Here is a 24,145-nt window from a genome sequence, read left to right as displayed (position 1 = left end):
ACAATAGCCGGATGTTCATCGGACCCTACCGCATCGATCCGCCCGTGGTGCTGGCCCCCATGGCCGGCGTCACCGACAAGCCTTTCCGCCTGCTCTGCAAGCGGCTGGGTGCGGGTCTTGCCGTGTCCGAAATGACCGCGTCCGATCCGCGCCTGTGGCGCACGCGCAAATCGATCAAGCGCATGGACCACGAGGGCGAACCCGAGCCCGTCAGCGTGCAGATCGCCGGTTACGATCCGGCCATGCTCGCCGAAGCGGCGCGCTTCAACGTGGCAAACGGTGCGCAGATCATCGACATCAACATGGGATGTCCGGCGAAGAAAGTCTGCAACGTGTGGGCAGGCTCGGCGTTGCTGCAGGACGAACCGCTGGTGGCGCGCATCGTCAAGACGGTGGTGGACGCGGTCGATGTGCCAGTGACGCTGAAGATTCGCACCGGCTGGGATCGCGAACACAAGAACGCGCTCACGATCGCGCGCATCGCCGAAGACAACGGCATCGCCGCCCTCGCCGTTCACGGACGCACCCGCGCCGACAAATACGAAGGTGAGGCCGAATACGACACCATCGCTGCCGTGAAAGCAGCCGTGCGCATTCCGGTGCTGGCCAACGGCGATATCGTCACGCCGCAGCAGGCGAAACATGTGCTCGATGTCACTGGCGCCGACGCCGTGATGATCGGCCGCGGTGCGCAGGGTCGTCCGTGGATTTTCCGCGAGATATCCCACTATCTCGCCACCGGCGAATGCTTGCAGGAGCCCTCGCCCGTCGAAGTATCGACCATCCTGCTCGGTCATCTTGAGCATCTCTACACGTTCTATGGCGAGCATGCAGGCGTGCGCATCGCGCGCAAACACCTGGGCTGGTATGCGAAAGACCGCTCGGAAAACGCCGCATTCCGCGATGTGGTGAACAAGGCAGAAAGCGCGCACGATCAGCTGCGCCTGACCCGCGATTATTTCGACGCCCTGCAAAGCGGACTGCGCCTCGCTGCCTGATGCTTACGCATCCGCAAAACCTTGCGACGCCGTTGCGTGCATCATCGGCATTTTGAAAGCTCCGACGTCGATGGCCGCATCGCCTCCATTCCCTACTTGTTTCCGCTGGCTGATCGTACTGGCCATCATGCTGCTGCTCAGCGGCTGCGAAGCAAGCCTGTTTGCCGGGCTCAACGCCACGGATCGCCATGCCGGCATCGAGACGCAACGAGACATCGCGTTCGACGCGCAACACCAGTTGGAGCTGGATGTCTATCGCCCTGCCGACGTTACCCATGCACCGTTGGTTGTATTTTTCTACGGCGGCAGCTGGGTGCGCGGCGAACGTGCGTGGTATCGCTTCGTGGGAACCGCGCTGGCTGCGCATGGCGTGATCGTCGTGATCCCCGATTACCGCAAGTATCCGCAGGTAAAAATGGACGGCTTCATGCAGGATGCGGCGCGGGCCGTGGCCTGGGCTCGCGATCATGCCGAGGCACTCGGCGGCACACCTGACGATGTCTTTGTGATGGGTCATTCCGCCGGCGGGCAGATCGGCGCATTGCTCGCCACCAATCCATCCTGGCTGGAACCTTATGGCCTGCAACCCAACGATCTGGCCGGCTTTATCGGCCTGGCAGGCTGCTACAACTTCATGCCGATTCCCGCGAGCGAGAAAGACATGCTCGGCATGTTCGGGCGCGATGCGGCCTCGCAGGCACGCGCGCAGCCGGTGCGCTTCGTGCGCGGCAAGGAACCGCCGATGCTCTTGCTGCAGGGTACCGCCGATCACGAAGTGGAACCGTCCAACGCCGTGTCGCTCGCGCACGCTCTGCAAGCACAGCACGAGGATGTGACGCTGGATCTGTACCCCGGCGTGGGACATAACGCGCTGGTCTTTGCGCTGTCCCGCCCGTTCCAGCACGATGCGCCCACCTTGGACGATGTCCTGCGTTTCATTCACGCGCATCCTGTGGCGTCGAAAGTCACAGCCACGCACTGACATCGGTCTGCACTCCCCTCTCTACGCCGAGCGGAGTATGTTGGAGGACGGACACGCGCTCTCTTCCATGGTTCCCTGCCACCTAGGCCATCCAGGCCATGAGCAACATCGCTGCCGGCGATTTTCAGTACATCCACGGCTTTTCCGCGGACGAGCAATCGCGCCTGATACGCCAGGCGCGCATGTTCGAAACCACACTCTTCAGCCATATCGACTACAGCGACGCCACGCGCCTGCTCGAGGTCGGCTGTGGCGTGGGCGCGCAGACTGAAATTCTGCTGCGTCGCTTTCCGCAGTTGCACGTCACGGGCGTCGATCGATCCACGAATCAGCTTGCCGCCGCCGAACGCAATCTCGAGAAAACCGCATGGTGCACGGCACGCTATGAACTCAAACAGGCCGACGCAACGGACCTTCCCTTTGCCGAGCGCAGTTTCGACGCCGCTTATTTATGCTGGGTGCTTGAGCACATGCCGAGCCCGTCTCGCGTACTCAGCGAAGTCCGGCGCGTGCTCAGCCCCGGCTCCACGGTCTATGTGACGGAAGTGCTGAACTCCTCGTTCTTCCTCGATCCGTATTCGCCCAATGTGCTTCGCTACTGGATGGCGTTCAACGATCACCAGTACGACAGCGGCGGCGATCCGTTCATCGGAGCCAAACTCGGCAATCTGCTGCTGGCGGGCGGCTATCGCGATGTGCAGACCGAGGTGAAGACCATCCATCTGGATAATCGCCAGCCGGGACGCCGCAAGCAGATGATCGAATTTTGGGAGGAGGTGCTGCTCTCCGCCGCCGAACAGCTGATCAAAGCGGGAAAAACCGACGTTCCCACCGTGGAAGGCATGCGCCATGAACTGCAGGCGGTTCGCAACGACCCGAACGCGGTGTTTTTCTTTGCCTTTGTGCAGGCCCGAGCCACAGTCTATTGAAAGCCGCCAAATCGGCGCCAGATGGGCATCTCGAGCCTTTGCGCGATCGTTCGGCCACCTGAATCCGGCCTCACTGTCATCTGGATATGCCAGACTGGGCGGTGAAAATCCGCGGGTGTGCATGTATCATGCGCAATCCCTTTCCATCTCTTTATCCGTAAAGAAGGATATTTGCTGCGATGAGCAACTACCTCTTCACCTCCGAATCGGTCTCCGAAGGCCATCCGGACAAGGTCGCCGACCAGATCTCCGACGCCGTTCTCGACGCCATCCTGGCGCAAGATGCCCGCGCCCGCGTGGCCTGCGAAACCATGGTGAAGACCGGCGTGGCCATCGTCGCCGGCGAAGTCACCACCAGCGCCTGGATCGATCTGGAAGCGCTGACCCGCAAGGTGATCCTGGACATCGGCTACAACTCCAGCGATGTCGGCTTCGACGGCGCCACCTGCGGCGTGCTGAACCTGATCGGCAAGCAGTCGCCCGACATCAATCAGGGCGTGGACCGCAAGAAGCCCGAAGAACAGGGCGCTGGCGACCAGGGCCTGATGTTCGGTTATGCCACCAACGAAACCAAAGATTTCATGCCGGCAGCGATCTACTACTCGCACCGCCTGGTGGAACAGCAGGCCAAGGTGCGCAAGGCGAAGAAGTCGCCGCTGCCGTGGCTGCGTCCGGACGCGAAGAGCCAGGTCACCCTGCGCTATGAAAACGGCGTGGCGACGGCGATCGACGCTGTGGTGCTCTCCACCCAGCACGATCCGAGCGTCAAGCACAAGGATCTGGTCGAGGGCGTGCGCGAGCACATCCTGAAGCCGGTGCTGCCGTCCAAGCTGCTGCACAAAGGCACCAAGTTCCACATCAACCCGACCGGCAAGTTCGTGATCGGCGGCCCGGTGGGCGACTGCGGCCTGACCGGCCGCAAGATCATCGTCGACACCTACGGCGGCTGGGCCCGTCATGGTGGCGGTGCGTTCTCGGGCAAGGATCCGTCGAAGGTGGACCGTTCGGCCGCCTACGCAGCCCGCTACGTGGCCAAGAACATCGTGGCCGCCGGCATCGCCGACCGCTGCGAGGTACAGGTGAGCTACGCCATCGGCGTGGCCGAGCCGACCTCGATCTCGGTCACCACCTTCGGCACCGGCAAGATCAGCGACGACAAGATCGAGAAGCTGATCCGCAAGCACTTCGACCTGCGTCCGTACGGCATCATCAAGATGCTGGATCTCATCCACCCGATGTACCAGCAGACCGCCAGCTACGGTCACTTCGGTCGCACGCCGTACGAAGTGAAAGGCCCGGATGGCAAGACCTTCGCGGCCTTCTCCTGGGAGAAGACCGACAAGGCTGCCGCGCTGCGCGAAGATGCCAAGCTGAAGTAAGCGGCCGGCTACGTTCTACCGATACGAAACCCCGCGGCGCACCGCGGGGTTTTTGTTTGCGGGATCCCCTGACAAATGCCGCTGGCGCCGTTAGCATCGGTCGCACATCAGGGGACCCGTCAGATGCCATCAGCGAATCGACGCCCCATTGCCGTTCGCAGCAGCGGCTGGGCTCAAAGGATTGCGCGCGTCCTCGCGCGCAGCAAGATCACGCCCAACCAGATTTCATGCCTGAGCGTTTTGTTTGCGCTGCTTGGCGCCTACGCACTGCCGACATGGCCGGACTGGCACGGCATGCTGCTCTGTGCGATCTGCATTCTGCTCCGACTGTTGTGCAATCTGTTCGACGGCATGGTTGCCGTAGAAGGCGGGCGCGGTACGGCAACCGGCTCGCTCTACAACGAGGTACCTGACCGCATTGCCGACGTTCTGTTCTTGCTGGCCCTGGGTTTTGTCGTCAACTTGCCCTGGCTCGGCTGGCTCAACGCGCTACTGGCGGTGCTAACGGCATACATTCGGCTGCTCGGTGACGCGCTGGGCCAGGCTCAAGACTTCCGGGGACCCATGGCCAAACCGCACCGCATGTGGCTCATGGGGTTGATGCTGGTTCCCGCGGCACTGTTGCCCGACTGGTCGCATAGGTTGCTGCTGATCACTGCGATCATCATCGCAACGGGCAGCGCCCTCACCTGTGTGTTGCGATTGCACGCCATTGCCAGGCGCCTGAAGGATGGCTCGGCATGATCACCTCTCGCGTGCTGGTAGGACTGGTGCGCCTTTTGGTCGGTGCGCACGCGCGCTGGATCAGTAGCACGCCCTCGTCCGCTCAGCGCGTCTACTTCGCCAATCATTCCAGCCATCTGGATGCGCTGGCGCTGTGGTCCGCGTTGCCGCCGGCACTTCGCAACAGCACGCGACCCGTCGCGGCACGCGATTACTGGGGCAAAGGCGGCGTCCGCGGCTTTATCGCCGACCACGGTTTTCGCGCTGTTTACATCGAGCGCGACATCGCCAAGCGCGAGGGCGATCCGTTGCAACCGCTGATGGATGCCTTGGACGCTGGCGATTCACTGATCATTTTTCCGGAAGGCACGCGCAGTCAGGAGCGGCTGCCGCAAGCGTTCAAGGCCGGGCTCTATCACTTGGCCAAGCGCTATCCGCAAGCGGAATTCGTGGCGGTGTACCTGGACACCCTGCATCGCTCGATGCCTAAAGGCAGCTTGCTGCCGGTGCCGTTGATTTGCACGGTGCGTTTCGGCCGCGTTTTGCACTTGCAGCCAGACGAAGAGAAAGAAACATTCCTGCAACGCGCCCGCGAGGCGGTGGTGGAGCTGGCATGAGCGAGCAGCACAAGTTCTGGTGGGTGATGGCCGGCATTCTGGCGCTGCTGCTGGTCGCCAGTGCGATCGGCGCCGTGCTGCACTACCGCACCGATCCCGGTCGACGCGGCGTCGTGGACAACCTCAACGCGCGCATCAGGGCCTGGTGGGTGATGGTGGCGCTGCTTTGTGCCTGCTTCGAGCTTGGCCGCATCGCCACGTTGGTCTTCTTTGCACTGGCGTCATTTTTCGCCTTGCGTGAATTCACCACGCTCACGCCAACTCGGCGCGGCGACCACTGGCCGCTGTGCCTGTGTTTTTACGTGGCGATCCCGCTGCAGTACTGGCTGATCGGCGTCGACTGGTACGGGCTGTTTGCGATCTGCCTGCCTGTCTACGGCTTTCTGCTGCTACCGGCGATCTCGGCGCTCACCGGCGACGTGGAAAGCTTTCTCGAGCGCACCACCAAGATGCAGTGGGGCCTGATGCTGACGGTCTACTGCATCAGCTACGCGCCCGCCGTTCTGCTGCTCCACATTCCGGGTTACGAAGGCCAGAGCCTGCTGCTGATGCTGTATCTGCTGTTGGTGGTGCAGATCAGCGACGTGCTGCAGTACGTATTCGGCAAGCTGTTCGGCAAGCGCAAGCTTGCTCCGGTGGTGAGTCCTTCGAAAACCGTGGAAGGATTGGTCGGCGGCGGCCTCTGCGCCACCTTGATCGGCGCATGCCTGTGGTGGATCACCCCGTTCACGTTCTGGGGCTCCGCCGGGATGTCAGCATTGATCGTGATGGCCGGTTTTCTGGGCGGCCTTGCCCTTTCCGCCGTGAAGCGCAGCCTGGGCGCCAAGGACTGGGGCAGCATGATCGAAGGTCACGGCGGCATGCTGGACCGACTCGACTCGGTCAGCTTCGCCGCGCCGATCTTCTTCCATATCGTGCATTACGCGTTCACGTAGCCGGAGCGATCCGGCATCAGGACGACCGGCTTACTCGTCGTCCTGCGAAGCCTTGCGTTTGGCCATCACCGGCTGCGGGCAGGCCGCACCTTTCTTGCGCGCCGTGCAGCCGGTGTGGGCAACGGGTGCCGCGCGCTTGCGCTTGCGGCAGTGATGGCAACGAGGAGCCGGTGCCGGCGACAGCGAAACCGTTTCGGCTTCGGCACTGGAGATCGGCGAGAGCGCCGCCAGCAGGCGGCGCGCAGTGCCGTTGCTGTCGCGGCCGGCCGCGGCAACCAGGACGGCGGGCGTCTCGCGATTCTGGAAACCATCGTCCAGCAAGCGGGCCATCAGCCGGTCGCGGATGCCAGCCGTGCGTCCCGCCAGGACCACGCCAAACAGACGGTGACCATCCCGCTCGGCGGTGGACGCGAGGTTGTAGCCGGCGACATTGGTGAAGCCGGTTTTCAGCCCGTCCATGCCCGGATAGTGGTTCATCAGGTTGTTGTGCCCGCGTACCAGGCGTCCGCGGAAGACGAATTCCTTGGTCGCGAAGTACTGGGTGTACTGGGGAAAATCGTGATAGAGCGCCATCGCCAGCGTGACCATGTCGCGCGCCGTGGTGGTGTCTGTCGGGTCGGGCAACCCCGAGGCGTTGGCGAAGTGGGTATGGGTCATGCCCAAGCGCGTGGCCTGGGCGTTCATCATGTCGGCGAAGCCGTCCTCGCTGCCACCGATGCCTTCCGCGGCGACGGTAGCCGCATCGTTGGCCGACTTGGTGATCATGCCCAGGATGCAGTCGAGCACCGTGATGTTCTGTCCGGCACGCAGGCCGAGCTTGGTCGGCGCCTTGCTGGCCGCCCAGGCCGAGACCGGCAGCGATTGGTCGACCTTCAGCTTGCCAGTCTGCAGCTGCTGGAAGGTGATGTAGAGGGTCATCATCTTGGCCAGCGAGGCCGGATGATTGGGTTGGTCAGCGTTGACGTCGGTGATCACCTGGCCGGTGGCCTGGTCGATCACGATGGCCGCATCGCCGGCACGGGCAGCGGTCACGAAGGAAACGCAAAGACCGGCCAGCGCAACCGCCGCTAGCAGGCTTCGAAGCCGGGTCCACACCCCTTCTTGCTTTATGGACTTGATGGCCAAACTGGTCTCCTCGCACCCCTGGCAACACGACCCTGCATGACGCGACGTTGGGGTACCTCGGCCGCGACTAGACAATACTTGAATTAACCCAACTAAGTCTATGTTATTTTTACGTAATTATGCTAATGAACTGCTGGTCGAAGCAATACACCTCTCCACCCGCTCCAGAACTATCGGCGCGGTCAGCATCCTGCTTTAAGGGGTTTGTATCGGTGCCAGGCTGGTAAACCCACCCGGGCGAACGCGGCATCCTTCACAATGCGTTGCCTCAAGCACCACTGTAGTGTAACCAAGAGATCGCAAAATCGGGCGGTTTTTCTGACCGCGATGCGCAATCTGCTGATTGCTCCGCAGTCCATCGACACCGGCGCCGCGTACGCGCCCATGCATCACATAAAATAAGCAAATGTCCCTGATCCAGCTTCAACGCGTCGATTTCAGCATCGGCGGCCCTCTCCTGCTCGAACACGTCGACCTTTCGATCGAAGCGAACGAGCGCGTGTGCATCGTCGGCCGCAACGGCGAAGGCAAATCCACATTGATGAAACTCATCGCCGGCGAGTTGCGTGCCGACGATGGCGAAGTCCGCGTGCAGAACGGCGTGATCGTGGCGCGCATGGCGCAGGAGGTGCCGCAGGGCACGGCCGGCAGTGTGTTCGATGTCGTCGCCGATGGTCTCGGCGACCTGGGCCATCTCCTGGCGCGTTATCACCATCTGATTGCCGAAGGCGACTTCGATGCGCTGGGCGACGTGCAGCATCAGATCGAAGCGCAACACGGCTGGGATCTGGATCGCCGCGTAACCGAAGTGCTGACCAAGCTGGAGTTGCCGGCCGATACCGATTTCGCGGCGCTTTCCGGCGGCATGAAACGCCGTGTGTTGTTGGCGCAAGCGCTGGTGCGCAAACCGGATGTACTGCTGCTCGACGAGCCGACCAATCACCTGGATATCGAAGCCATCGGCTGGCTCGAAGGTTTTCTCAAGCAATTTGCCGGCAGCATCGTGTTCGTTACGCATGATCGAAGCTTTCTGCGCGCGCTCGCGACACGCATTGTCGAAATCGATCGCGGCCAACTCACCGACTGGCCCGGCGACTACGACAACTACCTGCGTCGTCGCGAAGAACGCCTGCATGCTGAAGCACAAGCCAACGCGCTGTTCGACAAGAAGCTGGCGCAGGAAGAAGTGTGGATCCGGCAAGGCATCAAGGCTCGCCGCACGCGTAACGAGGGGCGCGTACGCGCCCTAAAAGCGCTGCGCCGCGAACGCGCCGAGCGACGCGAGCTGGGCGGCAACGCCAAGATGGCATTGGCCGACGCCAAGGCATCGGGCAAGAAGGTGATCGACGTCGAGCAGGTGCATCAGGCCTATGGCGGCCGCGTGCTGATTGGCGATCTCACCACGACCATCATGCGTGGCGATCGCGTCGGCCTCGTCGGTCCGAATGGCGCCGGCAAGAGCACGCTGTTGAAGATCCTGCTCGGCGAACTGAAGCCGCAGCGCGGCGACGTCACGCTCGGCACTGGCCTGCAGATCGCGTATTTCGATCAGCACCGCACTCAGCTCAACGACTCGCTCAACGCACTGGACAACGTGGCCGAAGGCCGCGAGTACATCGAACTCAACGGCCAGCGCAAACACATCATCGGCTACCTGCAGGATTTCCTGTTCTCGCCCGAACGCGCACGCGCACCGATCACGCGGCTCTCCGGCGGCGAGCGCAATCGTCTTCTGCTGGCGAAACTCTTTGCACAGCCGTCCAATCTATTGGTGATGGACGAGCCGACCAACGACCTCGACGTCGAGACGCTGGAGCTTTTGGAAGAATTATTGACCGAATACAAAGGCACGCTGCTGCTGGTCTCGCACGACCGCGAATTTCTCGACAACGTCGTGTCCAGCACACTGGTTCTGGAAGGCGACGGCAAAGTCGGCGAGTACGTGGGCGGATACAGCGACTGGTTGCGGCAAAGACCTTCAGGACGGCGCGCACAGGATGCGCAAGCATCTGCAGACGTGTCCACCCAAACCACGACGACGGCGGCATCAGCCTCTGTGGCGGAGAAGCCGAAACGCAAACTCAACTACAAGGATGCTCGCGAACTTGAGCAACTTCCTGCGCGCATCGAAGCATTGGAAACAGACATCGCCACGCGCAGCGAAGCGATGAACGATCCGGCATTTTTCCAGCAAGACAACGCGGCCATACTGAAAGCCAATCAGGAGCTGGCTGCCTTGCAAGCCGAGCTGGATAACGCTTACGCCCGCTGGTCCGAGCTGGACGGCTAAAAATCAGCCCGTATTCTGCAATCCCTGGGCCACACCGTTCACGCAAGCAACCAGCGCTCGCAGTAAATGGTCATCGTTGCGATCGGCTGCGCGCCAGCGCTGCAGCAGATCGACCTGCAACAGGCTCATCGGGTCGACGTAGGGATTGCGAAGACGAATCGACAGGGCCAGACGCGGATCGTCGCGCAGCAGCTCTTCGGTACCTTTCAGGCGTACCAGCCAGTCGCGCGTGCGCTCGAACTCCGCGCGGATCATGGCGAAGAAACCGTCATGCAGCGGACCAGCGAGTTTCGAGAACGCTTCGGCGATATCGAGATCGCATTTAGCGAGCACCATTTCTACGTCGTCGAGAACGTTAGCCAAGAACGGCCATTCGTGGGCCATGTCCGCGAGTGCTTTCTCACCGTACCTGGCAGCCGCATTCTCAAGCGCCGTGCCCAGGCCGTACCAGCCGGTAATGATGGAGCGGCACTGCGTCCACGCGAACACCCACGGGATCGCACGCAGGTCTTCTACACCGCGCATGCTGCGCCGACGCGACGGGCGCGAGCCCAGCGCCATCTGTTCGATCACGTCGATCGGGGTCGCGGCGCGAAAGTACTCCACAAATCCTTCGCGATCGACCAATTGGCGATACGCGCGCCGACTGTCAGCGGCCAGCTCGGTCATCAACTCGCGCCATTCCGCCTCGCGCGGCTCCTCTTCGCGCGGACGCAGGCTCGCGCGCAAGACGGCACCCACCGTTTGCTCAAGATTGCGTAGCGCGAGCGCACGAATGCCGTACTTGCGATGGATGACTTCGCCTTGTTCGGTAACACGCAACACGCCACCCACCGATCCACGCGGCGAGGACATCAAGGCCGGTGCGACACGCGCACCGCCGCGACTGGCCGAACCACCGCGACCGTGGAAGAACGCCAGGCGAATCCCGGCCTGTTGAGCCATCTCGAGTAGTTCCACCTGAGCCCGCTGCAGCCCCCAGCGCGAGGCCAACGTGCCGCCGTCCTTGCCGCTGTCGGAGTAACCGAGCATCACCCACTGCCGATCGCCGCGCGCACGCAGGTGTGCGCGATACACAGGATCGTTCAGCAGCGCGCGCAACGTGTCGGGCGCATTCTTCAGGTCATCAACGGTTTCGAACAACGGGGCGATATCCAGCGGAACATGGGCTTTGTCGCCGCCACCTTCCGTTGACGACTCGACGAACTGGCCGTATCTCGCAAGCGCAAGCACCGCAAGCACGTCCGCTGCGGAGCGCGCCATACTGATGATGTACAGGCCAATCGCATCAGTACCGTAGTGATTTCGCGATGCGTGAAGTGTTGCGAAAACGGCGCGCAACGATCCTGCCTGCGCATCATCGACATTTTTCAAAGCCTGTTCGCCGCTGGCATAGGGACGAAGCCGCGCCACACGCTCCGATGGCGCGCACTGTGTCCAGCCTTCGTCGCCCAGCAGCGCACCCAGTGCATCGTCGTGCACGCGCGAATCCTGCCGCACGTCCAAACGCGCGAGGTGAAAACCAAAGGTGCGAACGCGCCAGATCAAACGGCGCACGGCGTACGCGCCGGCATTCAACCCGCGGTGATCGATTAAACCGTGCACGATCAACAGCAGATCGTCGATCAACTCACCGGCTGTCGCATAACCCTCGGCGTGGCCTTCTTCGAGCGTGGCCTCCAGTCGCGCACGTATCAGTGTCATCAAGCATCGATAAGGCATATCCGCGTGACGGGGACGGATCGCCGCAGCGGCACGTGGAAACTGTTCGCGATAGGTAGCGAGGCGTTGCAGCAGCGAAGGATCGAAGTCGACACGATCGTCGGTCTGGCTTAGCAACCGCGCGAGACCGTCGATGTCGGCAATGTAATGCTCCAGCACGTGCGCACGCTGCGTGGCAAGGCTGTTGGCGATGGTATCGGCACCCACGTTGGGATTGCCGTCCATGTCGCCGCCCACCCAGGTGGCGAAGCTGAGCAGCCGCGGCAACGGCACGGCGACGCCGTAGACACTCTGCAAGGCATCGGCGAGCACTTCGTAGAACGCCGGGACAATGCGATAGATGGGATTGGCAAGATAAAAGCCGACGTGATGATGTTCGTCCTGCACGCTGGGACGAATAGGCGATGCCTCGGCCGTCTGCCAACCGGCGGACAGCGCCATGAAGATGCGGTCGTCGTCTTCCTTGCGTTCCTGCGGCGTGCGCGTCGGGTCGAAGTTGTCGACCAGCGCGCGCACGATCGCCTGCTCTTTTTCCAGCAGCGAACGTCGGATGGCTTCGGTCGGATGCGCCGTGAAGACCGGCTCGACCTTGAGCTTGTACAGCCACTCGAGCAACTCGTCCGCGCCAACACCCTGCGCCCTCAGCTTTTGCAGCACATCGAGCAAGGATTCCGGCTGCGGCGCGCTGCCTTCGCGTTGATAATCCCGACGACGCCGAATGCGATGCACGCGCTCGGCCGTGTTGACGGCCTGGAAATACGCCGCGAATGCGCGCGCCAGTGCTTCGGCGACTTTCGCATCCAGCCCGGCCAATGACTCGGCCAGGTCGTCGACCGCGCGCCCCTCGCGCCGCCTGCGGATCGACGCCGTGCGAACGTGTTCGACGCGCTGATAGAAGCCCTCGCCCTCCTGTTCAGCCAGCATGCGCCCCACCATCGCGCCCAGCCGGTGCACGTCTTCGCGCAGGGGGCCGTCGTGGGGCAAAAATTCAGGGTCGCGACTGGCTTCCATGGGGCCTCCGGTGATGAACGCCCTAGCGTACCCAATTTGTGAAGACATGCCCCCTTCCAAGTCGTCATAAGCTTGGTTCTGAGGCTAGAATAGGCAGCTTCCCCGAGGGGCGCTGCGACTGTATTGGGCGCGGATCCTTCCGCAAAAGCCTGCACATTCCCGTGCAGATGCCTTACCAAGACAGCCAGGCTCGGTGGATGCTTCGACTGCAACGGCGCTCATGACGCGAATTTCTCGCGTCGATCCGGCTTTGACGCCGGATTTCCCCAATGAGACCCGGAGACATCCTCAATGAACGCTGTCACCCAAGATTCCTCCACGCACGATTACAAGGTCCGCGACATCTCGCTGGCCGATCTGGGCCGTCGCCGCATCCGCATGGCCGAAGAAGAAATGCCCGGCCTGATGCAGATCCGCGCGCGCTATGCGCAGTCCAAGCCGCTGAAGGGCGTGCGCCTGTCCGGCTCGCTGCACATGACCAAGGAAACGGCCGTGCTGATCGAGACGCTGTCCACGCTCGGCGCTTCGGTGCGCTGGGCCTCATGCAACATCTTCTCGACGCAGGACGACTGCGCAGCCGCCGTCGCCGCGGCCGGCATTCCGGTGTTCGCCTGGAAGGGCGAGACGCTGGAAGAGTACTGGGATTGCACGCTCGACATGCTCACCCATCCCGGCATGAAGGGTCCGGAGCTGATCGTCGACGACGGCGGCGACGCCACGCTGCTGATCCACAAGGGCGTGGACATGGAAAACGGCGACGACTGGGTCAACACGCCCAGCGGCAACCATGAAGAACAGGTCATCAAGGATCTGCTCAAGCGCACCGCGAAGGAGCGTCCCGGCTTCTGGAAGAAGGTCGCTTCCGAGTGGAAGGGCGTTTCGGAAGAAACCACCACCGGCGTGCACCGTCTGTATCAGATGATGGAAGCGGGCAAGCTGCTGGTGCCGGCCATCAACGTCAACGACTCGGTCACCAAGAGCAAGTTCGACAACCTCTATGGCTGCCGCGAATCGCTGGCCGACGGCATCAAGCGTGCGACCGACCTGATGGTCGCCGGCAAGGTGGCTGTGGTGTGCGGTTACGGCGACGTGGGCAAGGGTTGCGCGCATTCGCTGAAAGGCTTCGGCGCGCGCGTGATCGTCACCGAGATCGATCCGATCAACGCCCTGCAGGCCGCGATGGAAGGCTTCCAGGTCACCACGATCGAAGAAACGCTCGGCACCGGCGACATCTACGTCACCACCACCGGCAACAAGGACATCATCACGCTGGAGCACATGGCGGCAATGAAGAACAACGCGCTGGTGTGCAACATCGGCCACTTCGACAACGAAATCCAGATCGATCGCCTGAACGGCGCCAAGGACGTGACGCGCGAAAACATCAAGCCGCAGGTGGATCGCTACACCTTCGGCAAGACCGGCCGCAGCATCTACATGCTGGCGGAAGGCCGTCTGGTGAACCTCGGTTGCGCACACGGCCATCCGAGCTTCGTGATGTCCAACAGCTTCTCCAACCAGACGCTGGCGCAGATCGACCTGTGGGCGAACAAGGACAAGTACCAGAAGACGGTGTATCGCCTGCCGAAGAAACTGGACGAGGAAGTTGCTCGTCTGCATCTGGAGCAGATCGGTGTGAAGCTCACCAAGCTCACGCCGGAACAGGCCGCTTACATCGGCGTGCCGGTGGAAGGTCCGTACAAGCCGGATCACTATCGCTATTGATGCAATCCAGCCTTCTCCCCGAAGGGGAGAAGGAGCAAGGCAAAAGAAAAGGGCGCCAGTGGCGCCCTTTTTCTTTGCATCGCATCCGCGGACTCAGACCGGTTCCAACCAACCCCATTTGTCCTGGGTCTTGCCGTTGAACAAGCCAAAATAGAGTTCCTGCAGACGACGCGTCACGCGTCCGGCCTTACCGCTGCCGACCTGCTTGCCATCCACTTCACGAATCGGCGTAATTTCGGCCGCGGTGCCGCACATGAGGATTTCATCGGCGAGATAGAGGAATTCGCGCGGGATGTCGCGCTCGACCACATCGATGCCGTCTTCGCGCGCCAGAACCTTGATCGTGTCGCGCGTGATACCGGTTAGGATCGACGCACTGGCCGGCGTGGTGTGCAGCACGCCATCGAACACCAGGAACAGATTCTCGCCCGCGCCTTCGCTCAGCAAGCCGTTGGCCGCCAGGGCGATGCCTTCGCCGAAACCCAGACGACGCGCTTCGCGCGCGATCAGCTGACCGGAAAGATAATTGCCGCCTGCCTTGGCACCGGCGGGAATCGTGTTCGGCGCAAAACGCTGCCAGCTCGACACGCACGCGGTGATGCCCACTTCGAGCGCTTCCGGCCCGAGATAGGGACCCATCGGCCACGTGGCGACGGCGACATCGATCGGCGTCTCGGCGGACAAACCGAAACCGCCCAGACCGCGATAGGCCACGGGGCGTAGATACGCCGCGCTGAAGCCGTTCTTACGGATGATTTCGCGACATGCGGTGGCCAACTCGTCCTGCGTGTACGGCAACACCATGTCGTAGATCTTGGCCGAGTGATACAGGCGCTTGAGGTGATCGGTCAGACGGAAAATCGCCGCGCCTTCCGGCGTGGCATAGCTGCGTATCCCCTCGAAGACCGACGAACCATAATGCAACGCATGCGACATGACGTGCGCGGTAGCTTCCTTCCACGGCTTGATGACGCCGTTCTGCCAGATCCATTCGGGGTACTGTTGGGCCATGGGGGACTCTCCGTTGGGGACCGCCCATGATACCGCCTGAGTCCTACATACGCCCGGGAATGCTCAATACTGGGGATGCAGCCATAGGCACCCGTCATGGCGCACGACATCGAATCGGGTGTCCTGCGTGGCTCCGCTGCCGTCTTCGGCTTCGGTTCGCACCACCAGCGTTTCCCCTTCGGAAGGTCCCGGGCGGGGAGCTGACGTCGACGACGCAACGGGGGCATCGGGCGTCGAGGCCGCCGACGTCGGTCCCGTCGTGATATCGATCAGCGGCTGCGCCATCAGCCGGTTAAACAATTGAATGTCGCTGACAACCGCCCCCTGCCCATCACCGTCCCACAACATCAAACCGGCGAGGCGATTCGCATTACGGACCGCGAACGCGTCGACCACGGCCTGCTTCAATTGCTTCAGATCGGCCGCGCAGAGCACGGCCGGCGGCTGGGAAGTGAGACTGCCGGGCACGGCGACGATCACGCTTGATGTCGGAGCGGGCGGCGCAACGGGCGCGGCGTTGATATCCGAGCAAACCCTGTCCGTGAACACCGGAACGCCATCCGCACCCACACAACGGTGAATATCGCCCTGCGCCCGGACAGCACCGACAGGTAACAGCACTAGCAGCAGAATGGCGAGGAGACGCATCGGGCAAGCATAGCCCGATGCATCCGAGACGATCAGCCGAGTTGGTCAAGCACCGCGCGCGTCGCTTTCGCGCGATTCAGCGTGTAGAAGTGCAGTCCCGGCGCACCGCCCTCGAGCAAGCGGCGACAAAGCTGCGCGACCACTTCTGCGCCCATCGCGCGGATTGACTCGACATCGTCGTAGTACGCCTGCATGCGCTTGGACATCCAGCGCGGAATTTCCGCGCCGCAGGCGTCGGAGAAACGCTTGAGCTGTGCGTACTGGGAAATCGGCATGATGCCCGGCACGATCGGCACCGTGACGCCGAGACGACGCGCGTCGTCGACAAAACGGAAGTACGCATCCGCGTTGAAGAAGTACTGCGTGATCGCACCATCCGCGCCGGCATCCACCTTGGCTTTGAAGTGGCGCAGGTCGGCGTGGACATCTTCGGCCTGCGGATGCATTTCCGGATAGGCCGCGACTTCGATATGGAAATGATCGCCGCTGTGCTCGCGGATGAAACGCACCAATTCGGCGGCGTAGCGAAAATCACCCGGCGTGGCCATGCCCGAGGGAAGATCGCCGCGCAGCGCGACGATGCGTCGATATCCCGCGGCCCGGTAGCTGTCGAGCAACCCCGCGATCTCCGCCCTGGTGCCGCCCATGCACGAAAGGTGCGGGGCCACGTCCAGCCCGTGCTGCTGGTGCAGGTGCGCCACGGTATCGCCGGTGTAGCTGAGGGTGGAGCCGCCGGCGCCGAACGTCACCGAGACATATTCAGGTTTCAGGCCTTTCAGGTCTTTGGCGGTCCTATCTAATTGGGCGCGCTGTTCATCGGTCTTGGGCGGGAAGAATTCGAAGCTGATTGCCGGCATTGCTCAGGTCCTTGGCGACGGTAAGGCGAAGTATATATCTCCTATTCTCGATGAAGCGATATATGCCGCAATCTCACCACCAGAACCGCTCCAGATGGCCGATGCCGTACTCCCTTTTAGGACGCCGACCGGCTGACACTACCCGCACCGGTCTGTCATCATCGCCCGCTTATGCCGCTGATGGCGGCCCCGCTTTGCTTCAGGGAATCCGCATGTCTTCTTCCAACTCCATTCGCCGCGATGTTGGCCCCTTCGCCCTCATGCTCACTGGCCTGGGTTCGATCATTGGCTCTGGCTGGTTGTTCGGCGCGTGGAAAGCCGCCGGTCTGGCGGGTCCCGGCGCTGTATGGGCCTGGGTGCTGGGCGCCGCGATCATCATGACCATCGCGCTTACCTACGCGGAGCTCGGCGCCATGTTTCCCGAGTCCGGCGGAATGGTCCGATATGGCCACTACTCCCACGGCTCGCTGGTGGGCTTCATTGCCGCTTGGGCGAACTGGATCGCCATCGTGTCGGTGATCCCGGTGGAAGCCGAGGCCTCGGTGCAGTACATGGCATCTTGGCAATGGCAGTGGGCGCAGGATCTCTACCACGTCACCGCTGGCCAGGGTGAACTTAGCCACACAGGTCTCGCCATCGCGGCAGTGCTGGTGATCATCTATTTCCTGCTCAACTTCTGGAGCGTGAAGCTGTTCGCCCACTCCAACACGGCAATCACTGTGTTCAAGCTGATTGTGCCGGCAGCAACGGGCTTGGCGCTGATCGCTAGCGGATTTCACGCCGAAAACTTCTCGGTGGGCGTGCATGGCGAAAGCCACGCCATCGATTTCGCGGCAGTACTGACTGCCGTAGCCACGGCAGGCATCGTGTTCAGCTTCAACGGATTCCAGAGCCCGGTGAACCTTGCCGGCGAGGCGCGCAATCCGGGGCGCAGTATTCCATTCGCCGTGGTTGGCTCGATCCTGCTGGCCACCGTGGTGTACGTGATCTTGCAAGTGGCCTACCTGGGCGCGGTACCACACGACATGCTGATCAAAACCGGCTGGCACGGCATCGATTTCCGTTCGCCGTTCGCGGAGCTGGCTATTATCGTCAACCTGCACTGGCTGGCGATGCTGCTTTACGTCGACGCCTTCATCAGCCCGAGTGGCACCGGTATGACATATACCGCTACCACCGCACGCATGATCTACGGTATGGAACGCAATGGCACGTTGCCGAAAGTCCTCGGCCAAGTGCATCCGAAGTGGGGTGTACCGCGTCCAGCCATGTGGCTCAACCTGGCGGTGTCGTTCCTGTTCCTGTTCTTCTTCCGAGGCTGGGGTACGCTGGCCGCCGTGATCTCGGTGGCGACGATCATTTCCTATCTCACCGGCCCGGTAAGCGTGATGACGTTGCGTCGCACCGCTACCGAATTGCATCGCCCGCTGCGTATCACCGGATTGCCGGTGCTGGCGGGTGTCGCCTTTATCATGGCGACGGAATTGCTTTACTGGGCAAAGTGGCCGCTGACCGGTGAAATCATTTTGCTGATGGTCGTGGCCTTGCCGGTGTATCTCTACTATCAGGCGAAGTCAGGCTGGCACGACTTTGGCCGGCAGCTGAAGGGTGCACTGTGGCTTATCGTTTATCTACCCGTGATTGCATTCGTATCTTGGGCGGGCAGTACGACGTTTGGAGGTCGCGGGTATCTCTCCTACGGCATCGATCTTGTCGTCGTCGCCGTGATCGGATTGGTGTTTTATCTCTGGGGCGTGAAGTCCGGCTGGCGCACACCCGCTGTGGAAGCTGCGCGAGACGAGGCACATAAGCATCCCGATCTACCGCTGATACCGCCCGATGAGGAAGCAGCAGAGCGTGCTGCGGCTCGCTGAGGGTAGGCACAAAGAAGGTTGACGCGTGTCGCGCGTCAACTCAGTGCGAGAATGTCGCCAAGCAACGCCTGCGCCGTGACTTCGGGCCCTGCGCCCGGTCCTTGAATCACCAGCGGCTGGGTGTGATAACGCGTGGTGGTCAGCGCAAACTGATTGTCCGTGCCGTACAGGCGTGCTGCAGGGTGTGTGAGCGGCACTTCCGTCAAACCCACTCGCGCCCGACCGCGCTGGTTGATGCGCGCAAGAAAACGTAAAACGTTACCGCGCACGCGCGCCTCTTCGTGCAAGGTGGCAAGCGGCTCATCAAGCTCTTCGAGTCGATCCAGGAATGCTTCGGTGGCAATGTCGCGCAAAGCTTCCGGCACTAGGCTCTCCACCACCACTTCATCGCTGCCGAGCGCAAAACCGGCATTGCGCGCAAGGATCAGCAACTTACGTGCTACGTCTTCACCGGAAAGATCGGCACGCGGGTCAGGTTCGGTGTAACCAAGCTTGCGCGCCTCGCGCAGCAACGCAGAAAACGGACGACTACCGTCGTACTGATTGAACAGATACGACAGCGAACCGGAGAACACACCTTCCAGCGTCAACAAGCTGTCACCGCAATCGCAAAGCCGACGCAACGTGGAAAGCACCGGTAGCCCTGCCCCAACCGTAGCGGAATCACCGTAGCGGCCGCCCGCCGCACGCGCCGCCTGCAGTGCTCGCCAGCCGGACAGCTGGCCACCGGCCAGCGATTTGTTGGCGGTGACAACGTGATAACCGCGCGCAAGCCATTCTGAATGGCGAGAAGCCAGTTCGATCGACGCGGTAGCATCCACGATGACCTTTAACGTTGCTTGGTGCGCATCCAGTGCATCCAGCAACGCGGCATCGTCCCGCGCCGCACCCTCTCGCTTGAGCCGCTCGCGCAGATCGCGCGCAGCCAGTTGCGTGGCTTCGGTCTGCTGCTTTCGTGAGTTCGCGGCACCGACCAGATGCAATCGACTTCCGGCCGGCGTACAGAGCAATTTAAGAAAAGCGCCACCCACTACGCCCGTGCCGAGCAACACTAAAGCCACTTCGGATTTCGTCGTCTGTGCTGTTTGGCGGGCAGGCGCCTCCGCAAGCACCGCGCTCATGCAATCACCCTGCGTTTGGATGCGCCCTCAACGGCCTGCGCGCGCGACAAGGCAGCATCCAGATCACGCAATAAGTCATCGCCGTCTTCGATACCTATCGAAAGACGCAGCAAGGTATCGGCAATGCCGGCCGCGCGACGCGCTTCGGGAGCCATCGCAGCGTGCGTCATCGACGCGGGGTGCGCGATCAAGCTCTCCACGCCACCAAGCGACTCGGCCAGCGAGAAGTAATTCAAGCCATCGACAAACGCTTCGATCTCCGGAACACCACCGTGCAGTTCGAAACTCAACATCGCACCGAAGCCCTGCTGCTGACGCGCTGCGAGCGCATGCCCTGCGTGATGCTCCAGGCCCGGGTAATAGACTTTTCGCACTGCATCGTGCCGATCGAGCTGCACGGCGACGCGCTCCGCGTTCTCTTGATGCTGGCGCAAGCGCACGCCAAGCGTGCGCAGCCCCCGCAGCGTAAGGAAGCTGTCAAAAGGTGCACCGGTAAGACCATTGCAATTGGCCCACCATTTAAGCTGCTCGAAAACGGCTGCATCGCGAGCCACCACGGCGCCACCCACCACGTCGCTATGGCCGTTGATGTACTTGGTGGTGGAATGCACGACGACATCGGCACCCAGCGCCAATGGCTGCTGCAGCGCTGGCGATAGGAATGTGTTGTCCACGACAACCAGCGCACCGACCGCATGTGCGGCCTGCGCGACATGACGAATATCGGTAATACGCAGCAGCGGATTAGAAGGCGTTTCCACCCATACCAGGGAAGGCTTGTCGGCCAGGCCTTCACTCAAGGCATGATTGTCGGTGAGATCGATAAAGCGAACCTTGAAACGACCCTTCTTTGCCCATGCGTCCAGCAAGCGCCATGTGCCGCCATAACAATCGTGCGCGGCAAGAATCGTCGAACCGGCGGGCACCAGTTCCAGTGCCACGGCCACGGCAGCCATGCCACTGGCAGTGATCACTCCGCCGACGCCCTGTTCGAGTTCTGCGAGCGCATTGCCAAGCAAATCGCGCGTCGGATTGCCGCTGCGCGAGTAATCGTAAGCGCGCTTCCCGCCCAACCCGTTGAAACTGTAATTGGTGGACAGGTGCAGTGCAGGCACTACGGCGCCATGCTGCGTATCCGATTCAATGCCTGCACGTACAGCGAGGGTGCTGGCAGCGGTTTGATTCACAACGTCAGCACACATGATTCAAGCTCCACAACGACTGGGGATGACTTGGCGCAACAACGGCGCCAATTGCTGGGTTTCTTTGAGGAACGCATCGTGACCGTAGGGCGAATCGATTACTTCCAGCGTGGCGGAGCCACGAAGGCGACGCTGGAGCTCGCACAGATCAGCCAGAGGCACCAGGCGATCGGATGGAAAACCGATCAGCGTTGCGGGCACGTTGACGGTTTCCGGTGCTACGTCGTGCAAATCAATCGACTCCGACAATGCGAGAAAGCGTTCGAGATCGAAACGCTCCACAAAACGGCGACCAGCGTGCTCGAGGTAATCCTCGACGGGAAAGTGAAACCTTCCTTCACGGTAATCAGGAGTGCTGGCAAAGCGGCGTGCAAATTCCTCGCTGCCGCGATACGTGGTCATCGCCAACTGACGGGCCAGCGACAATGCCTGCTCCACCTGGCCCGACGATTGACCCAGCCGCAGAATCTGACGCTGAATCGCGCGCTGCGCGGTCGAAAGCGGGTGTGCACGGTGCGCGCCGGCGAGAACAACGAGCTTTTCGACCTTGTCGGCGTGACGTGCGGCAAAAGCCAGTGCCGTCATGGCTCCATAGGACGAGCCAACAAAAGCGGCGACACGACCGATACCCAGTGCATCGACAAGCGCTGCCAGTGCGTCTGCCTGGTCTTCGCTGGAGATCGCGCGCGGCGCGTTTTCGAAATCGGCAGGTGTAAGCCAATCGATGCTCAGTACACGGCAATGCGCAAGATCGATGGCCTGCCCATTACCGACCAATTCCGACCACCAACCCGCATTTCCGTGTTCTGTTTGAGCGACGAACCGATCGGCGGAGATGCCACCTTGCACGATGACCGTCGGCGCATCGGAAGCGCCCGTCCACTGATAACGGACATCCACCATGCTGGCGCCGTGGCCGTACTTCGGCTGCAGATTCAAACGACGGCTGCTGCGCTGTTCGGTGAGTGCCGCACGCGAATGCAATGACACAACCACGGCGGTGTGGCGTTCGTCGGAGGCGGAATTGGCGAGTCGGGGCATCTTGGTTCTCCATTTGCATCGCCCTGCGGAGAACCTGCGAAGAGTTGTCGCCAGACCACCCATGCTGCGCATGGATTGACGACATCCCATCTACCGGTTGACGCCGAAGCGCCCCGCAGGAGTTGGCACCGTTACAGGGTTGATCCTGTAGGTTGCCCCGGCTTCAAAGGGCCTGTCCCTCAGCCGGTCTCGATGAGTGGAATCGACTATACCTATGCGTTTTTTTGGCGTCAATGGACGTTTAGACGTCTAAACGTAAAAACACCTCGAGATGATGGGAAATTGCTGACTTATGGGAAATAGCCATATGCTCGAATCACCCTTCCGGGGACTTAGATGGCAGGCTACCGAGCCGGGCATTAACCTCCTCCCGAAGCCAATTCAGGTCCCGGATTTCCCAGCCATGAGCGTCTTACCCGATCTATCCGCCGCTGTTGGCCATACCCCCCTGCTCCGCCTGCGACAGGCCTCGGCACTGACGGGCTGCGAGATTCTGGGCAAGGCGGAGTTCCTCAATCCCGGCGGCTCCATCAAAGACCGTACGGCGCTAGGGTTGATACTGGATGCCGAGAAAAGCGGGAAGCTACGTCCAGGTGGCACAATCGTTGAGGGCACCGCCGGTAATACCGGGATAGGACTGGCCCTGATCGGCGCTAGTCGTGGGTACCGATCGGTGATCTTCATGCCCGATACGCAGAGTCGGGAGAAGATCGACGCGCTGCGCGTTGCCGGCGCAGAGGTTCGCTTGGTTCCAGCGGCTCCGTTCAAAGACCCGCGCCACTATGTACATATTGCGCGAGCCTATTGCGAAAGCCTGAACGAGGCTTCCCCGGGCAGCGCCTGGTTCGGCAACCAATTCGATAACACGGCCAATCGCGACTGGCATGAGGCGACCACCGCCGTTGAGATCTGGGAGCAGACCAAGGGCAGGGTCGATGGCTTCGTATGTTCCGCAGGCACAGGCGGAACCCTTGCAGGTGTAGGTCGCGCGCTCAAGGCACGTAAGTCGGGGGTAAAAATCGCGCTTTCAGATCCTACTGGCTCCGCGCTCGCCAACTACATCAACCGCGGCGAGCTGGTTGCCGAAGGCAGCTCCATCAGCGAAGGCATCGGCTCCAGTCGCGTTACCGCGAATTTTCAGAACGCACCCATCGATCTGGCGTGGTCGATTTCTGACCAGGAGTCGGTTCCGCTCCTGCATCAGCTGCTTCGTGAGGAGGGTTGGTGCGTGGGAGGATCTAGCGGCGTGAATCTCGCCGGTGCCATTCGTCTTGCGAGAGCACTGGGTCCAGGACACACCATTGTTACTGTGCTCGGCGATGCGGGAACTCGCTATCAAGCGAAACTGTTCAATCCAGCCTTCCTTCGTGAGAAAGGTATTCCGGTTCCTGCGTGGCTCGATCAGGCATTTCCGAGCTGACCGGGCGCAGTGGTGTCGCTGACCACTGTGCCGCAGTGGCCGGAAGTTCTCGATTGCTCGCTCGATGTGGGCCGCTTGGCGCTACTCAGCGCTTCTGTTTCGCACGGCCTCGTCGGCACGAGCCGAGCATCACCCTCAATGGAGGGATTTGTCAGATTCTAAAAAGCCAAACGCCTTCCCGATGAGGGAAGGCGTTTGAGGGATAAAGCCCCTGGCGGTGACCTACTCTTGCATGCGAGTGCACACTACCATCGGCGCGGCTGCGTTTCACTTCCGAGTTCGGGATGGGATCGGGTGGGACCACAGCGCTATAGCCGCCAGGGAAAGGGTGGGAGCAGCGCTTTGAAGCGCCGGCTCCGCAAAGGGGTAAACGAGTGACAAGCGTCTGGTGAAGTGTTTCGAGATGGTTCGCTGAAGGGTCGCTCTTTTGACGAGTCCAGCCGGGATGGCCGGGTTCGTCACAGAAGGACCTGTATACGAAGCGTCTTGGGGTTATATGGTCAAGCCGCACGGCTCATTAGTACGCGTTAGCTCA

At 61.7% G+C, this 24,145-nt stretch carries 19 protein-coding genes, 1 rRNA gene and 2 riboswitches; of the genes, 11 read left to right on the top strand and 9 right to left on the bottom strand.

The window, feature by feature from the left end:
- Positions 1-11: 11 nt before the first annotated feature.
- The 7 genes from dusB to DWU99_RS06440 all read left to right on the top strand — a co-directional run bounded on the left by dusB (position 12) and on the right by DWU99_RS06440 (position 6,563).
- The gene (gene dusB / locus DWU99_RS06470; RefSeq protein ID WP_115477224.1) at positions 12-998 is read left to right on the top strand and encodes a tRNA dihydrouridine synthase DusB; all 987 of its coding nucleotides are present in this window, start codon (positions 12-14) and stop codon (positions 996-998) included.
- A 70-nt stretch (positions 999-1,068) separates the two neighbouring features.
- Positions 1,069-1,980, top strand: a complete 912-nt coding sequence (locus DWU99_RS06465) for an alpha/beta hydrolase (RefSeq protein ID WP_115477223.1) — start codon at positions 1,069-1,071, stop codon at positions 1,978-1,980.
- A gap of 98 nt (positions 1,981-2,078) precedes the next feature.
- Positions 2,079-2,909, top strand: a complete 831-nt coding sequence (locus DWU99_RS06460) for a class I SAM-dependent methyltransferase (RefSeq protein WP_115477222.1) — start codon at positions 2,079-2,081, stop codon at positions 2,907-2,909.
- Positions 2,910-3,088: 179 nt separating this feature from the next.
- Positions 3,089-4,288: a methionine adenosyltransferase gene (gene metK, locus DWU99_RS06455; RefSeq protein WP_115477221.1), complete on the top strand. Its 1,200-nt coding sequence runs from the start codon at positions 3,089-3,091 to the stop codon at positions 4,286-4,288.
- A gap of 123 nt (positions 4,289-4,411) precedes the next feature.
- A complete protein-coding gene (locus DWU99_RS06450; protein WP_115477683.1) occupies positions 4,412-5,032 on the top strand; it encodes a CDP-alcohol phosphatidyltransferase family protein in 621 nt (206 codons plus the stop codon).
- Positions 5,029-5,628: a lysophospholipid acyltransferase family protein gene (locus DWU99_RS06445; RefSeq protein ID WP_115477220.1), complete on the top strand. Its 600-nt coding sequence runs from the start codon at positions 5,029-5,031 to the stop codon at positions 5,626-5,628. Before DWU99_RS06450 ends, DWU99_RS06445 begins: the two co-directional genes overlap by 4 nt.
- Complete coding sequence (locus tag DWU99_RS06440) at positions 5,625-6,563, top strand: phosphatidate cytidylyltransferase (RefSeq protein ID WP_115477219.1); 939 nt, start codon at positions 5,625-5,627, stop codon at positions 6,561-6,563. Before DWU99_RS06445 ends, DWU99_RS06440 begins: the two co-directional genes overlap by 4 nt.
- 30 nt (positions 6,564-6,593) lie before the next feature.
- On the opposite strand, the gene DWU99_RS06435 is transcribed toward DWU99_RS06440, so the two are convergent.
- The gene (locus tag DWU99_RS06435; protein ID WP_233510934.1) at positions 6,594-7,595 is read right to left on the bottom strand and encodes a D-alanyl-D-alanine carboxypeptidase family protein; all 1,002 of its coding nucleotides are present in this window, start codon (positions 7,593-7,595) and stop codon (positions 6,594-6,596) included.
- A 499-nt stretch (positions 7,596-8,094) separates the two neighbouring features.
- On the opposite strand from DWU99_RS06435, the gene DWU99_RS06430 reads away from it, so the two are divergent.
- Complete coding sequence (locus tag DWU99_RS06430) at positions 8,095-9,978, top strand: ATP-binding cassette domain-containing protein (protein WP_115477218.1); 1,884 nt, start codon at positions 8,095-8,097, stop codon at positions 9,976-9,978.
- Between the two features lie 3 nt (positions 9,979-9,981).
- Here the strand turns inward: DWU99_RS06430 and ppc are convergent, their stop codons facing one another.
- A complete protein-coding gene (gene ppc, locus DWU99_RS06425) occupies positions 9,982-12,711 on the bottom strand; it encodes a phosphoenolpyruvate carboxylase (RefSeq protein ID WP_115477217.1) in 2,730 nt (909 codons plus the stop codon).
- 98 nt (positions 12,712-12,809) lie between these two features.
- Positions 12,810-12,938: riboswitch (S-adenosyl-L-homocysteine riboswitch) on the top strand.
- A 64-nt stretch (positions 12,939-13,002) separates the two neighbouring features.
- Here ppc and ahcY point away from each other — a divergent pair.
- The gene (gene ahcY, locus DWU99_RS06420) at positions 13,003-14,436 is read left to right on the top strand and encodes an adenosylhomocysteinase (protein ID WP_115477216.1); all 1,434 of its coding nucleotides are present in this window, start codon (positions 13,003-13,005) and stop codon (positions 14,434-14,436) included.
- 93 nt (positions 14,437-14,529) lie between these two features.
- Here the strand turns inward: ahcY and DWU99_RS06415 are convergent, their stop codons facing one another.
- The 3 genes from DWU99_RS06415 to metF form a co-directional block, all read right to left on the bottom strand.
- On the bottom strand, positions 14,530-15,447 hold the full coding sequence (locus tag DWU99_RS06415; protein ID WP_115477215.1) for a branched-chain amino acid transaminase: 918 nt from the start codon (positions 15,445-15,447) through the stop codon (positions 14,530-14,532).
- A gap of 63 nt (positions 15,448-15,510) precedes the next feature.
- The gene (locus tag DWU99_RS06410) at positions 15,511-16,095 is read right to left on the bottom strand and encodes a DUF4124 domain-containing protein (RefSeq protein WP_115477214.1); all 585 of its coding nucleotides are present in this window, start codon (positions 16,093-16,095) and stop codon (positions 15,511-15,513) included.
- Between the two features lie 32 nt (positions 16,096-16,127).
- Positions 16,128-16,952: a methylenetetrahydrofolate reductase [NAD(P)H] gene (gene metF, locus DWU99_RS06405; protein ID WP_115477213.1), complete on the bottom strand. Its 825-nt coding sequence runs from the start codon at positions 16,950-16,952 to the stop codon at positions 16,128-16,130.
- 212 nt (positions 16,953-17,164) lie between these two features.
- Here metF and DWU99_RS06400 point away from each other — a divergent pair, with 212 nt between their 5' ends.
- A complete protein-coding gene (locus DWU99_RS06400) occupies positions 17,165-18,826 on the top strand; it encodes an APC family permease (RefSeq protein WP_115477212.1) in 1,662 nt (553 codons plus the stop codon).
- 35 nt (positions 18,827-18,861) lie between these two features.
- Here the strand turns inward: DWU99_RS06400 and DWU99_RS06395 are convergent, their stop codons facing one another.
- The 3 genes from DWU99_RS06395 to metX are packed head-to-tail and all read right to left on the bottom strand — an operon-like array spanning position 18,862 to position 22,190.
- Positions 18,862-19,947, bottom strand: a complete 1,086-nt coding sequence (locus DWU99_RS06395) for a homoserine dehydrogenase family protein (protein ID WP_115477211.1) — start codon at positions 19,945-19,947, stop codon at positions 18,862-18,864.
- Positions 19,944-21,149, bottom strand: coding sequence for a cystathionine gamma-synthase (metB, locus tag DWU99_RS06390; RefSeq protein ID WP_115477210.1), 1,206 nt, complete (start codon positions 21,147-21,149; stop codon positions 19,944-19,946). The genes DWU99_RS06395 and metB overlap by 4 nt, the downstream gene beginning before the upstream one ends.
- 3 nt (positions 21,150-21,152) lie before the next feature.
- The gene (gene metX / locus DWU99_RS06385; protein WP_115477209.1) at positions 21,153-22,190 is read right to left on the bottom strand and encodes a homoserine O-succinyltransferase MetX; all 1,038 of its coding nucleotides are present in this window, start codon (positions 22,188-22,190) and stop codon (positions 21,153-21,155) included.
- A gap of 83 nt (positions 22,191-22,273) precedes the next feature.
- Positions 22,274-22,389, bottom strand: a riboswitch (SAM riboswitch).
- 204 nt (positions 22,390-22,593) lie between these two features.
- Here metX and DWU99_RS06380 point away from each other — a divergent pair.
- Positions 22,594-23,610, top strand: a complete 1,017-nt coding sequence (locus tag DWU99_RS06380; RefSeq protein WP_115477681.1) for a cysteine synthase A — start codon at positions 22,594-22,596, stop codon at positions 23,608-23,610.
- A gap of 209 nt (positions 23,611-23,819) precedes the next feature.
- On the opposite strand, the gene rrf is transcribed toward DWU99_RS06380, so the two are convergent.
- A 5S ribosomal RNA gene (gene rrf, locus DWU99_RS06375) occupies positions 23,820-23,932 on the bottom strand.
- Positions 23,933-24,145 lie beyond the last annotated feature (213 nt).

It is taken from the genome of Dyella psychrodurans (genome assembly GCF_003363265.1).
Lineage (GTDB): Bacteria > Pseudomonadota > Gammaproteobacteria > Xanthomonadales > Rhodanobacteraceae > Dyella_B > Dyella_B psychrodurans.
The sequence above is the reverse complement of the archived record's forward strand: the minus strand, read 5'-3'. Positions and strand labels throughout refer to the sequence as shown.

Bases quoted from the DNA above. Each gene is read 5' to 3' on its own strand.
- DWU99_RS06450 (WP_115477683.1), top strand. From the start codon at position 4,412: ATGCCATCAGCGAATCGACGCCCCATTGCCGTTCGCAGCAGCGGCTGG.
- DWU99_RS06380 (WP_115477681.1), top strand. From the start codon at position 22,594: ATGAGCGTCTTACCCGATCTATCCGCCGCTGTTGGCCATACCCCCCTG.
- DWU99_RS06415 (WP_115477215.1), bottom strand. From the start codon at position 15,447: ATGGCCCAACAGTACCCCGAATGGATCTGGCAGAACGGCGTCATCAAG.
- ppc (WP_115477217.1), bottom strand. From the start codon at position 12,711: ATGGAAGCCAGTCGCGACCCTGAATTTTTGCCCCACGACGGCCCCCTG.
- metX (WP_115477209.1), bottom strand. From the start codon at position 22,190: ATGCCCCGACTCGCCAATTCCGCCTCCGACGAACGCCACACCGCCGTG.
- DWU99_RS06395 (WP_115477211.1), bottom strand. From the start codon at position 19,947: ATGAGCGCGGTGCTTGCGGAGGCGCCTGCCCGCCAAACAGCACAGACG.
- DWU99_RS06410 (WP_115477214.1), bottom strand. From the start codon at position 16,095: ATGCGTCTCCTCGCCATTCTGCTGCTAGTGCTGTTACCTGTCGGTGCT.
- DWU99_RS06400 (WP_115477212.1), top strand. From the start codon at position 17,165: ATGTCTTCTTCCAACTCCATTCGCCGCGATGTTGGCCCCTTCGCCCTC.
- DWU99_RS06445 (WP_115477220.1), top strand. From the start codon at position 5,029: ATGATCACCTCTCGCGTGCTGGTAGGACTGGTGCGCCTTTTGGTCGGT.
- dusB (WP_115477224.1), top strand. From the start codon at position 12: ATGTTCATCGGACCCTACCGCATCGATCCGCCCGTGGTGCTGGCCCCC.
- DWU99_RS06460 (WP_115477222.1), top strand. From the start codon at position 2,079: ATGAGCAACATCGCTGCCGGCGATTTTCAGTACATCCACGGCTTTTCC.
- metK (WP_115477221.1), top strand. From the start codon at position 3,089: ATGAGCAACTACCTCTTCACCTCCGAATCGGTCTCCGAAGGCCATCCG.
- ahcY (WP_115477216.1), top strand. From the start codon at position 13,003: ATGAACGCTGTCACCCAAGATTCCTCCACGCACGATTACAAGGTCCGC.
- DWU99_RS06465 (WP_115477223.1), top strand. From the start codon at position 1,069: ATGGCCGCATCGCCTCCATTCCCTACTTGTTTCCGCTGGCTGATCGTA.
- metB (WP_115477210.1), bottom strand. From the start codon at position 21,149: ATGTGTGCTGACGTTGTGAATCAAACCGCTGCCAGCACCCTCGCTGTA.
- metF (WP_115477213.1), bottom strand. From the start codon at position 16,952: ATGCCGGCAATCAGCTTCGAATTCTTCCCGCCCAAGACCGATGAACAG.
- DWU99_RS06430 (WP_115477218.1), top strand. From the start codon at position 8,095: ATGTCCCTGATCCAGCTTCAACGCGTCGATTTCAGCATCGGCGGCCCT.
- DWU99_RS06440 (WP_115477219.1), top strand. From the start codon at position 5,625: ATGAGCGAGCAGCACAAGTTCTGGTGGGTGATGGCCGGCATTCTGGCG.